This is a genomic window from Serratia sp. TSA_7, from assembly GCF_052692135.1.
This window is the reverse complement of record NZ_JBQZFU010000002.1, coordinates 627,053-638,179: the sequence shown is the minus strand read 5'-3', so window position 1 is coordinate 638,179 and position 11,127 is coordinate 627,053. Positions and strand designations below refer to the sequence as shown.

At 57.3% G+C, this 11,127-nt stretch carries 10 protein-coding genes; 8 read left to right on the top strand and 2 right to left on the bottom strand.

Annotated elements, in window-relative coordinates; translation table 11 throughout:
* Positions 1 to 27: 27 nt before the first annotated feature.
* A complete protein-coding gene (gene mlaA / locus ACUTQW_RS11840; RefSeq protein WP_004947508.1) occupies positions 28 to 789 on the top strand; it encodes a phospholipid-binding lipoprotein MlaA in 762 nt (253 codons plus the stop codon).
* 105 nt (positions 790 to 894) lie between these two features.
* Here mlaA and fadL read toward each other — a convergent pair whose 3' ends face one another.
* Positions 895 to 2,172, bottom strand: a complete 1,278-nt coding sequence (gene fadL, locus ACUTQW_RS11835) for a long-chain fatty acid transporter FadL (protein ID WP_004947504.1) — start codon at positions 2,170 to 2,172, stop codon at positions 895 to 897.
* Between the two features lie 405 nt (positions 2,173 to 2,577).
* Here fadL and ACUTQW_RS11830 point away from each other — a divergent pair, with 405 nt between their 5' ends.
* From ACUTQW_RS11830 to sixA, 4 genes are all read left to right on the top strand, one after another.
* Entirely contained in the window at positions 2,578 to 2,874 is a 297-nt protein-coding gene (locus ACUTQW_RS11830) for a YfcZ/YiiS family protein (RefSeq protein ID WP_004947502.1), read from the top strand.
* 192 nt (positions 2,875 to 3,066) lie between these two features.
* Positions 3,067 to 4,377, top strand: a complete 1,311-nt coding sequence (fadI, locus tag ACUTQW_RS11825; RefSeq protein ID WP_006326983.1) for an acetyl-CoA C-acyltransferase FadI — start codon at positions 3,067 to 3,069, stop codon at positions 4,375 to 4,377.
* Complete coding sequence (gene fadJ, locus ACUTQW_RS11820; RefSeq protein WP_004947498.1) at positions 4,377 to 6,542, top strand: fatty acid oxidation complex subunit alpha FadJ; 2,166 nt, start codon at positions 4,377 to 4,379, stop codon at positions 6,540 to 6,542. The genes fadI and fadJ overlap by 1 nt, the downstream gene beginning before the upstream one ends.
* Positions 6,543 to 6,949: 407 nt before the next feature.
* A complete protein-coding gene (gene sixA / locus ACUTQW_RS11815; protein ID WP_004947495.1) occupies positions 6,950 to 7,432 on the top strand; it encodes a phosphohistidine phosphatase SixA in 483 nt (160 codons plus the stop codon).
* 67 nt (positions 7,433 to 7,499) lie between these two features.
* Here sixA and smrB read toward each other — a convergent pair whose 3' ends face one another.
* Positions 7,500 to 8,030 (bottom strand): endonuclease SmrB, encoded by a 531-nt coding sequence (gene smrB / locus ACUTQW_RS11810; RefSeq protein ID WP_006326965.1) that lies wholly within the window; start codon positions 8,028 to 8,030, stop codon positions 7,500 to 7,502.
* A 183-nt stretch (positions 8,031 to 8,213) separates the two neighbouring features.
* Here smrB and prmB point away from each other — a divergent pair, with 183 nt between their 5' ends.
* The 3 genes from prmB (at position 8,214) to mepA (ending at position 11,126) form a co-directional block, all read left to right on the top strand.
* Positions 8,214 to 9,146, top strand: a complete 933-nt coding sequence (gene prmB / locus ACUTQW_RS11805) for a 50S ribosomal protein L3 N(5)-glutamine methyltransferase (protein WP_006326964.1) — start codon at positions 8,214 to 8,216, stop codon at positions 9,144 to 9,146.
* A gap of 61 nt (positions 9,147 to 9,207) precedes the next feature.
* A complete protein-coding gene (aroC, locus tag ACUTQW_RS11800) occupies positions 9,208 to 10,293 on the top strand; it encodes a chorismate synthase (protein WP_006326963.1) in 1,086 nt (361 codons plus the stop codon).
* A 5-nt stretch (positions 10,294 to 10,298) separates the two neighbouring features.
* Positions 10,299 to 11,126 carry a penicillin-insensitive murein endopeptidase gene (gene mepA, locus ACUTQW_RS11795; protein ID WP_004947480.1) on the top strand — a complete coding sequence of 276 codons (828 nt, stop codon included), beginning with the start codon at positions 10,299 to 10,301 and terminating at the stop codon, positions 11,124 to 11,126.
* The last annotated feature ends 1 nt before the right edge of the window (position 11,127 follow it).

Below are 11,127 nucleotides of genomic sequence, written 5' to 3'. Positions count from 1 at the left end.
ACCGAACGTGTTTTCATGGAGAAAAATATGAACTTTCGCCTGACTGGGCTGGCTTTCGCAACTGTGCTATTGGTGGGCTGTGCCAGCGCGCCGCAAGATGAACCACAAGGGCGATCCGATCCTCTGGAAGGATTTAACCGGACGATGTTCGACTTTAACTATAACGTCCTGGATCCGTACGTATTGCGCCCGGTGGCCGTGGCCTGGCGCGACTATGTGCCCATGCCGGCGCGTAACGGTTTAAGTAACTTCACGTCGAACCTGGAAGAGCCGGCCAGCATGGTCAACGCCTTCCTGAAGGGCGACCCGTATCGCGGGATGATTCACTTCAACCGCTTCTTCCTCAACACGTTGCTGGGGATGGGCGGTCTGATCGACGTGGCGGGGATGGCGAACCCGAAACTGGCGCGCGAAGAACCGAACCGTTTCGGCAGCACGCTGGGGCATTACAATGTCGGCTACGGCCCTTATGTGATGTTACCTGCCTATGGCAGCTTCACTCTGCGTGAAGATGGCGGCGATTGGGCGGATACGGTCTATCCGGTGCTGAGCTACCTGACCTTCTGGATGTCGGCGGGTAAATGGGTGGTTGAGGGGATTGAAACCCGCGCCCAACTGCTGGATTCCGACGGCCTGCTGCATAACTCTTCCGATCCTTACGTGATGGTGCGTGAAGCCTACTTCCAGCGTCACGATTTCCTGGCGAGCGGCGGTTCACTGAAGGCGGAAGAAAACCCGAACGCCAAGGCGATCCAGGGCGATCTGGACGAAATCGACTCAGCGAAATAATTCCTCGCCAAGAGAATATGAAAACCCGCCGCCAGGCGGGTTTTTTGTTATAAAACGGCAACAAAAAAGCGCCCCGCAGGGCGCTTAAGCGTTTTGAACGACCGCTTAGAAGCGGTAGTTGAAGTTGGCGCCGTACAACCAGGCCTTGCCCACCGAATTGAAGGTGTATGGACCTTCTTTGATGGTGACTTTTTGGCCGTGCATGTAGGAAACACCGACGTCGACCGACGCGTCTTTGTTGAACGCGTAGCTGGTACCGGCGCTGATCCACATACGGTCTTGATCCGGGATCGAGATAGAGCGGTTCTGGGCAGGCACCGGGCTGTCATCGAACGCGACACCGGTACGGAAGGTCCAATTGTCGTCGTAGAAGTAGGTGGTACCCAGCGCGATGCGGTAGGCGTCTCTGAAGCCTTCATGCTTCTCGAACAGCGTCTGGCCGTTGTTGCCGGTGGCTTTCAGCTGCTGGAACTGGCTCCAGCTGGTATAAGCCAGGCTGTAGTGGACTGCCCACTGCGGCGCCACCTTGTTGTAACCGGACAGTTCCCACATTTCCGGCAGATTTAGGGTTAGAGAGCCTGGAATGGTGTTGCCATCAGTACCCCATGGCAGACCGGTTCTGCCCTGCAATGGGTTCAGACGAGATGAGATGCTACTTTTGTAGTCGCCGTCGAAGTCGATTTTCACTTCGGAACGGTAGGTGAAACCGTAGCGGTTGTTTTCATCCACTTCATACAGGATGCCGGCGTTCCAGCCGTAGCCCCATTTATCACCCTTCAGGTGGGAGATTTGAGTATCAGCGGGCATGCCGAGGGCTGCGCCGCTTTCGCCTGCATAACGCTCAAGTTTGGCTTTAGCGTAAACCGCGTCAAAGCCCAGGCCGAAGCTGAAGTGCTGGTTCAGGCGATAAGCGCCGCTCAGGTTCAGGTTCAGGGTTTCGAGATCGGTTTTGCCGCCGTAAGCGCCTGCGGTGTAACCGTCGTTGAATTCGGTGGCCAGACCATAGTTGCTGGTGACCGAGCCGCCTACGGCGAATTGATCGTTAATCGGGTGAACATAGTGCAGGTTCGGCACCCAGGCGGTTGGCGCGATGTTTTTTGAGTCCAGGCTGGCGCCTGAAGGGGACTTGCCGGTGATGTCTACATCCGGATCGATAAATACGGCACCGATCGAGAATTCCGGTCGGGTGTACATCATAAGAAGGGCCGGGTTACGGCTGGCGGATGCTGCAGTATCCGCGATGGCACCTTCGCCAGAATACGAACGTCCTAAACCCGCTGATGAAAACTCATTCAGCTGGAATCCTGCGGCAGACACGTTTGAAGAAATAATTGCCACTGCAGCTGCGAGAGCTGATTTAGTAAATAGGTTTTTCTGGCTCATGACCAAAACCTCATTATGTGTTTATTATTTAAACTATGTTACACGAGGTAACAAGGAGCGCGGGATTGTAGGGTCCGTTATCATTCAGACAAATCAGACCAGTGGCTGAATTATAGGTCCGACCTGTTAGTATGTTGCAACTTTGTTTTTGAGATATTTCAATATTGGTATCAAAAAAGAGATCTGCTTAACAAAAAACCAGCAATGAATAACAAATCTCTTACCATTCCTTAGCAGACGACGATTTTTATTTGTGATTTCCATCACTTAAAACACCTATAAAAAGTAAGTGCTAGCGATGGGTTTCGCTGCGGAGTAAAATAAACGCAGAATCTTGCGTCTTTGCGCCAGAAAATTAATGGCAGTTTGGACTCGCGTAATGGCGGTCCCTGAGGAGAATTAATCATGTCCGATGCAATTAATAAATGCAGCGCCCAGGAAACCGCAGCTTGTTGCTGTGTCGATGTCGGTACCGTGATGGACAACACCGATTGCACCGCATCCTACAGCCAGGTGTTTGCCAATCAACCAGATGCCGAGAAAACGCTGGCTGCGCTGACGGAAAAAGCCCGTGGCGTGGAGTCTGACCCTTGTGACATCAGCAGTAGCATTAAACCGGTTGACGGTGGTGTGCAACTCACTGCGGACTTCACCTTTGCCTGCCAGGCGGAAACCCTGATTTTCCAGCTCGGCCTGCGTTAATTCCCGACCAAAACGGCGCGGGGTAAACCTGCGCCGCTGACTCGCCGTTTTCCCCCCCAATAGAAAGTTGCTCCTGCTCTCAGTTTTCACTTCTGACGGTTTGCCAAATGTAAACATTTGGTTAACAATGACCTCATCAGGTCAGACCTCTTTTTGCCCGTTGCGCTGACGTTATTTTTTTCAGGAGCGTTTATGAGTAAGGCACTGCCGTTGGTGACCCGTCACGGTGACCGTATCGCGATTGTAAATGGACTGCGTACCCCCTTTGCCAAACAGGCAAGCGCCTATCACGGCATTCCGGCAGTGGATCTGGGGAAAATGGCGGTGAGCGAACTCTTGGCCCGCAGCGGTATTGATCCGGCGCTTATCGAACAACTGGTGTTCGGCCAGGTAGTGCAAATGCCCGAAGCGCCGAATATCGCGCGTGAAATTGTCCTCGGCACCGGCATGAATGTACATACCGATGCGTACAGCGTGTCGCGCGCCTGCGCCACCAGTTTCCAGGCGATTGCCAACGTGGCGGAAAGCATCATGGCGGGCAGCATCAGTATCGGCATTGCCGGCGGCGCAGACTCCTCCTCGGTGTTGCCGATCGGCGTCAGCAAAGCGCTGGCGCGCACGTTGGTGGACGTCAACAAGGCGCGTACCCTGTCGCAACGCCTCAAACTGTTTAGCCGGTTAAAGTTCCGCGATCTGCTGCCGGTGCCGCCGGCGGTGGCGGAATATTCGACCGGCCTGCGCATGGGCGATACCGCCGAACAGATGGCGAAAAGCCACGGCATTACCCGCGAAGAGCAGGATGCGCTGGCGCACCGCTCTCACCAACTGGCGGCCAAGGCCTGGGAACAGGGATTGCTGCGCGATGAAGTCATGACCGCCTGCGTGCCGCCGTACCGCGCGCAAATCAGCGAAGACAACAACGTTCGCAAAGACTCCAGCCTGGCGTCATACGCTAAACTGAAACCGGCATTTGACCGCAAACATGGCAGCGTCACTGCGGCCAACAGTACGCCGCTGACCGACGGTGCGGCAGCGGTGCTGATGATGAGCGAATCGCGTGCGAAAGAGCTGGGGCTGCAACCGCTGGGCTACCTGCGCAGTTTTGCTTTTTCCGCCATCGACGTTTGGGAAGATATGCTGCTGGGGCCATCCTACGCCACGCCGTTGGCGCTGGATCGCGCCGGCATTGGCCTGGCCGACCTGACGCTGATTGACATGCACGAAGCTTTCGCCGCGCAGACGTTGGCGAACCTGAAGATGTTCGCCAGCGATGAATTCGCCCAACAAAAACTGGGGCGCAGCAGAGCGATCGGCACAGTGGATATGGATAAATTTAACGTCTTGGGTGGCTCGATCGCCTATGGCCACCCGTTTGCCGCTACCGGCGCGCGCATGATCACCCAAACGCTGCACGAGCTGAAACGCCGTGGCGGCGGATTGGGGCTGACCACCGCCTGCGCGGCCGGAGGGTTAGGGGCCGCAATGATTGTAGAGGTGGAATGATGAGCTTTGAAAACGCATTGCATGAACAGCGGGCCAAACCCTCGGCTTTTCAACTGACGCTGCGCCCGGACAACATCGGCGTGATTACCATCGACGTCCCGGGTGACAAGGTCAATACGCTGAAAGCCGAGTTCGTCGAGCAGGTTAATGACGTACTGATCCGCGCGCAACAGCATACTGCGCTGGAAGGGTTGGTGATTATTTCCGGCAAGCCGGATTCGTTTATCGCCGGGGCGGACATCACCATGATCGCCGCCTGCACCAGCGCCAAAGAGGCCGAAACGCTGGCGAAGAAAGGGCAAAGCACGCTGGCGCAGATCGCCGCTTTCCCGGTGCCGGTGGTGGCGGCTATTCACGGCGCTTGCCTCGGTGGCGGGCTGGAACTGGCTCTGGCTTGCCATGGCCGCGTTTGTTCGCTGGATGACAAAACCGCTCTCGGCTTGCCGGAAGTTCAGCTTGGCCTGCTGCCAGGCTCCGGCGGCACCCAGCGCTTGCCACGGTTGATCGGCGCCAGCAAGGCGCTGGACATGATGCTGACCGGCAAGCATATTCGTGCGCGTCAGGCGCTACGGATGGGATTGGTTGACGATGCGGTGCCGCAGGCGATTTTGTTGCAGACCGCCATTGAACGGGTCAAGCAGGGTTGGCAGAGCCGGCGTGAATTGCCGTGGCAGGAACGCTTGCTCAACGGCCCTCTGGGGAAAAGCCTGTTGTTCAGCATTGTGCGCAAAAAAACGCTGGAGAAAACCCACGGCAACTATCCGGCGGCGGAAAAAATCATTCAGGTGGTGCGTACCGGCCTGGACAGCGGCAGCACCAGCGGTTATGAAGCCGAAGCGCGGGCCTTCGGCGAACTGGCCATGACGCCGCAGTCGGCGGCGTTGCGCAGCCTGTTCTTTGCCTCTACCGCCTTGAAGAAAGAGCGCGGCGGCAATGCCCAACCTCATGCGCTGCATCGCGTCGGCATTCTGGGCGGTGGCCTGATGGGCGGCGGGATTGCCTGCGTAACCGCCACGCGCGGCGGCCTGCCGGTACGAATTAAAGACGTGAATGAAACCGGCATCACCCACGCGCTGAAATACAGCTGGGATGTGCTTGGCAAGCGGGTGCGCAGCAAACGCATGCGCCCGGCGGAACGGCAAAAACAGATGATGCTGATCTCCGGCTCGACCGATTACACCGGCTTTGAACGGGTGGATATCGTGGTGGAGGCGGTGTTTGAGGATCTGGCTCTGAAGCAGAACATGGTGGCCGAGATTGAACAGCACGCCGCGCCGCATACCATTTTCGCCTCCAATACCTCGTCGTTGCCGATTGGCCAGATTGCCGCCAAAGCGCAGCGGCCGCAGCAGGTGATCGGCCTGCATTATTTCAGCCCGGTCGACAAAATGCCGCTGGTGGAGGTGATCCCCCATGCCACCACCAGCGAGGAAACCATTGCCACCACCGTGGCGCTGGCGCACAAACAGGGCAAGACGGCCATCGTGGTCGCCGATCGCGCCGGTTTTTACGTCAACCGCATTCTGGCTCCTTATATAAATGAAGCGGCGCGTTGTCTGCTGGAAGGCGAGCCGATCGAATCGCTGGACAAGGCGCTGGTGGATTTCGGTTTCCCGGTGGGGCCGATTACCCTGCTTGATGAAGTGGGCATTGATGTAGGCACCAAGATTATCCCGGTGTTGGTGGAACAGCTAGGGCCGCGTTTCGCCGCGCCGGCCGCCTTCGATGCGGTACTGAAAGACGGGCGCAAAGGGCGTAAAAACGGCCGGGGTTTCTACCTGTATCCGAGCGAAGGTCAGCAACGTCAGCGGGGTAAGCGCGCCGATACTTCGGTATATCTTCTGCTGGGCATCACGCCGAAGTCGCATTTGCAGCCGTCGGTCATCGCCCAGCGCTGCGTAATGATGATGTTGAATGAAGCGGCGCGTTGCCTGGAAGAAGGCGTGATCCGCAGCGCACGCGATGGGGATATCGGCGCGGTATTCGGTATCGGTTTTCCGCCGTTCCTCGGGGGGCCGTTCCGTTATATGGATGAGCTCGGCGCAGAGAAGGTGGTTAAAACGCTGCAATACCTGCAGCAGCAATACGGCGAAAACTTTGCCCCCTGCGAACGCTTGCAGCGCATGGCGCAGCAGGGCGAACGCTTTTATCCGCAAGGGGAGTGAGCGGCGAGGTGCCCTGATTTGTACTAGAGTTGGATCAGGGCCGCAGTGTGATCGTTATCACTCCTTGAAATACCTGCAATCCTGGGCGCTATACAGGGAGATAGCGACGGGGTAACGTAACCGGAGAGCGCCGAAAGACTGATCGCCATCAATAAGTTTCATGATGGAAAGGTTAAAATTTAACCCGTTGAATTGGTTGTTATGTGAGCGTCATATTCATGTCAGGACGATGTTGATGTAAAAAACAGCGTTTTCTTTACGTGAACTTTCAGGCAAAATGCCCGGCCGCCATAAAAGAGACGGCGCGTTATCGTTTCAAAGCTTTTGCTTTGGGGTTGTAAAACTCGGCGATACAGCACGCTCGGCGTTTCTGTATAGCGTTATTTTGTCAACAACAGCGGTGCAATATGCAAGTTTTGATTATGCGTCACGGAGAGGCGGCACTTGATGCGGCCAGCGATTCGGTAAGACCTCTTACCCTTTGTGGCCGTGATGAGTCACGTCAGATGGCGGCCTGGTTAAACACCAAGTCTGTGGATATTGAACGAGTACTGGTCAGCCCCTACCTGCGGGCCGAGCAGACGCTGGAAACGGTGCGCGAAGCCTTGGCGTTGCCGGAAAGCGAAGAAGTGCTGCCTGAGCTGACGCCGGGCGGTGATGCCGGTCTGGTGGGGAGTTATTTGCAGGCGCTGGCGCAGCAGGGAGTCAGCTCCGTGTTGATCGTCTCCCACTTGCCGCTGGTGGGTTATCTGGTCGCCGAACTGTGTCCGGGCGAATGCCCGCCGATGTTTGCGACCTCCGCGATCGCCAATGTCGATCTGGCGGCCGACGGCAGCTACGGCAAGTTTGAATGGCAGGTCAGCCCGTCGCAGGTGATGGCTAAAGTGTAGGACGCCGTGTCTTGGGTCCCACCAGAAAAGGGCGATGTTTAACATCGCCCTTTGTCATTTTTGCCGTTTACTCGGCCAGTTCGACCAGCAACAAAATCGCCGCGTTGCCGCCCCATTCCTTGGGAGCCTGGTGGAACGCCAGTACGTCAGGGTGCTGCGCCAGCCACAGCGGCGTCTGCTGTTTGAGAATGTGCTTGCCGTGGCCGTGCATAACGCAGGCGCAGTGCACATGTTCACGCTTGCAGGCGGCAATCAGTGCGCCCAGCTCCTGCTTGGCCTGCATTTGGGTCAGGCCGTGCAGATCGAGAAACAGGTCCGGTGAATAATCGCCGCGCCGCAGTTTTTTTAGCTCAAACGCGCTGTAGCCGGGACGCACGTAGCGTGTCGGCCCTTCCTCTTCCAACTGCGGTTGGTATTCATCCGAGAAATAATAGCTGGCATCCACCTGTTCCTGCAGCAGGCGCTGCGGCGCCATTTGCCGGGTTTTTGGCCTGGGTTTGGGGTGGACAACGGTATCCTGACGCAGTTTTTTTGCGCTTGCTATCGACTCTCTGAAGAGCTGCAATTCATCTTTGCTCAGAGGGTGCTTGTTCTTCATTTTTTATTCACCGGAAATCATTTATCACGACAGTTTACCGTGTCGCGGGTATCTGTCGACGCAAAACTCCCGTCCGAATGAAAATGAGAATGTCTTAACGCGACTATTGCTGCTGATTTGTCGCGGGCTTCATGGCAAACTATGCGGCTAAATCATGAATTACAGTGCCTGCCGGAGGGCAAATTGGACAAAATTTTCGTCGACGAAGCAGTGAATGAGCTGCACACCATTCAGGATATGCTGCGCTGGGCGGTGAGCCGCTTCAATGCCGCCAATATCTACTATGGTCACGGAACTGATAATCCGTGGGACGAAGCGGTGCAATTGGTGCTGCCAACCCTGTTCCTGCCGCTGGACATTCCAGAGGACATGCACACCGCACGTTTGACCTCCAGCGAGCGCCATCGCATCGTTGAACGCGTGATTCGCCGCGTCAACGAGCGCATCCCGGTAGCTTACCTGACCAACAAAGCCTGGTTCTGCGGCATGGAGTTCTATGTCGATGAACGTGTGCTGGTGCCGCGTTCGCCGATTGGCGAATTGATCAATGATCACTTCAGCGCGCTGATCCCGCACCCACCGCGCCACATTCTGGACATGTGCACCGGCAGCGGCTGCATCGCCATCGCCTGCGGTTACGCTTTCCCGGAAGCGGAAGTGGACGCGGTGGATATCTCCAGCGACGTGCTGGCGGTGACCGAGCGCAATATTCAGGCGCATGGCGTCGAGCATCAGGTTATCCCGATCCGCTCCGATCTGTTCCGCGACGTTCCCGCGATCCAGTACGATCTGATCGTCACCAACCCACCGTATGTGGATGCGGAAGACATGTCCGATCTGCCGCAGGAGTTCCGCTTTGAACCGGAACTGGGCCTGGCGGCGGGCAGCGACGGCCTGAAGCTGGTGCGCCGCATTCTGGCCTGCGCGCCGGATTACCTGAGCGACGACGGCGTGCTGATTTGTGAAGTGGGCAACAGCATGGTACATCTGATGGAACAATATCCGGATATTCCGTTCACCTGGCTGGAGTTTGACAACGGCGGTGACGGCGTATTCATGCTGACCAAACAGCAACTGGTCGATTGCAAAGAACACTTCAGCATCTACCGCAGCTAAGACTTCTTCGGGCCTGTTCTGACGGGCCCACAAAGATCATCATTAACGGTAAGGAGCCGTGATGGCAGGAAACAGTATTGGGCAGATTTTCCGCGTCACCACATTTGGTGAATCTCACGGTGTGGCGCTGGGATGTATCGTAGACGGTGTACCGCCGGGTATCCCGCTTACCGAAGCCGATTTGCAGCACGATCTGGACCGCCGCCGTCCGGGGACTTCGCGCTATACCACTCAACGCCGCGAACCTGATCAGGTGCGCATTCTTTCCGGCGTGTTCGAAGGCGTGACGACCGGCACCAGCATCGGGTTGATGATTGAAAACACCGACCAGCGTTCACAGGACTACGGCGCCATCAAAGACGTGTTCCGTCCGGGCCATGCAGATTACACCTACGAGCAGAAATACGGCGTACGCGATTACCGTGGCGGCGGCCGTTCTTCGGCGCGTGAAACCGCGATGCGCGTAGCGGCCGGGGCGATAGCCAAAAAATACCTGCAACAGAAATTCGGCGTCCAGGTGCGCGGCTATCTGGCGCAGATCGGCGACGTGGTCTGCGAACTGAAAGATTGGGAGCAGGTCGAACAGAACCCGTTCTTCTGCCCGGATCCGGACAAGCTGGAAGCGCTGGACGAACTGATGCGCGCGCTGAAAAAAGAGGGCGACTCGATCGGCGCCAAGGTCAGCGTAGTTGCCGAACATGTGCCGGTGGGCCTCGGTGAGCCGGTGTTTGACCGCCTGGATGCCGATCTGGCGCATGCGTTAATGAGCATCAACGCGGTAAAAGGCGTGGAAATCGGCGACGGTTTTGCCGTGGTGACCAAGCGCGGCAGCGAAAACCGTGACGAAATTACGCCTGAAGGTTTCCAGAGCAACCATGCGGGCGGCATCCTCGGCGGCATCAGCAGCGGCCAACCGGTGGTCGCTCATCTGGCGTTGAAACCGACCTCCAGCATCATGGTGCCGGGCCGTACCATCAATCGCCAGGGCGAAGCGGTAGAAATGGTGACCCGTGGCCGTCACGATCCCTGCGTAGGCATTCGCGCGGTTCCAATCGCCGAAGCGATGATGGCGATTGTGCTGATGGATCACCTGCTGCGCCAGCGTGCGCAAAACGGTGATGTGGTTTCTAACGTTCCACGCTGGTAATTACGATGAAAAACTGGATGTTAGGCATCGTTGCCCTGATGGCGTCAGGTTCTGCCATGGCGTTGACGCCGTGGCAGAAAATTGATCACCCGGTGGCCGGCGCGCCACAGGCGATTGGCGGTTTTGCCAATGGTTGTATCGTCGGTGCCCAGCCGCTGCCGCTGAACTCACCGGATTATCAGGTGATGCGCCCCGATCAACGCCGCTATTTCGGCCACCCCGATCTGCTGGCGTTCATTCAGCGCCTGAGCAGCAAAGCCAACCAAAAAGCGCTGGGTACGGTGCTGATCGGCGATATGGCGATGCCGGCCGGTGGGCGCTTTAGCAGCGGCCACGCCAGCCATCAGTCCGGGTTGGATGTCGACATCTGGTTACAGCTGCCGCGCCAGCGCTGGAGCGCGCAGCAACTGCTCAAACCGCAGCCGATCGATCTGGTTTCCGGCGACGGCAAACAGGTTGTGGCGCGTCAGTGGCAACCGCAGATTGAATCTCTGATCAAAATGGCGGCGCAGGATGCGGAAGTGACGCGCATCTTCGTCAACCCGGCGATCAAGCAACGCCTGTGTCTGGATGCCGGCGCCGACCGCGACTGGTTGCACAAGGTGCGGCCGTGGTTCGGCCACCGCGCGCACATGCACGTGCGTCTGCGTTGTCCGGCAGGCAGTCTGGAGTGTCAAGAACAAGATACCCCGCCGCCGGGCGATGGTTGTGGGGCGGAGCTGGCGAGCTGGTTCGTGCCGCATCAACCCAGCGCCAAACCGGGCAAGCCGGTCCCACCGCCATTGCCGCCTTCCTGTCAGGCTTTGTTAGATAACCATTTCGCTGCGGAATAAT

Bases quoted from the DNA above. Each gene is read 5' to 3' on its own strand.
- ACUTQW_RS11830 (WP_004947502.1), top strand. From the start codon at position 2,578: ATGTCCGATGCAATTAATAAATGCAGCGCCCAGGAAACCGCAGCTTGT.
- fadJ (WP_004947498.1), top strand. From the start codon at position 4,377: ATGAGCTTTGAAAACGCATTGCATGAACAGCGGGCCAAACCCTCGGCT.
- mepA (WP_004947480.1), top strand. From the start codon at position 10,299: ATGAAAAACTGGATGTTAGGCATCGTTGCCCTGATGGCGTCAGGTTCT.
- fadI (WP_006326983.1), top strand. From the start codon at position 3,067: ATGAGTAAGGCACTGCCGTTGGTGACCCGTCACGGTGACCGTATCGCG.
- mlaA (WP_004947508.1), top strand. From the start codon at position 28: ATGAACTTTCGCCTGACTGGGCTGGCTTTCGCAACTGTGCTATTGGTG.
- aroC (WP_006326963.1), top strand. From the start codon at position 9,208: ATGGCAGGAAACAGTATTGGGCAGATTTTCCGCGTCACCACATTTGGT.
- smrB (WP_006326965.1), bottom strand. From the start codon at position 8,030: ATGAAGAACAAGCACCCTCTGAGCAAAGATGAATTGCAGCTCTTCAGA.
- sixA (WP_004947495.1), top strand. From the start codon at position 6,950: ATGCAAGTTTTGATTATGCGTCACGGAGAGGCGGCACTTGATGCGGCC.
- fadL (WP_004947504.1), bottom strand. From the start codon at position 2,172: ATGAGCCAGAAAAACCTATTTACTAAATCAGCTCTCGCAGCTGCAGTG.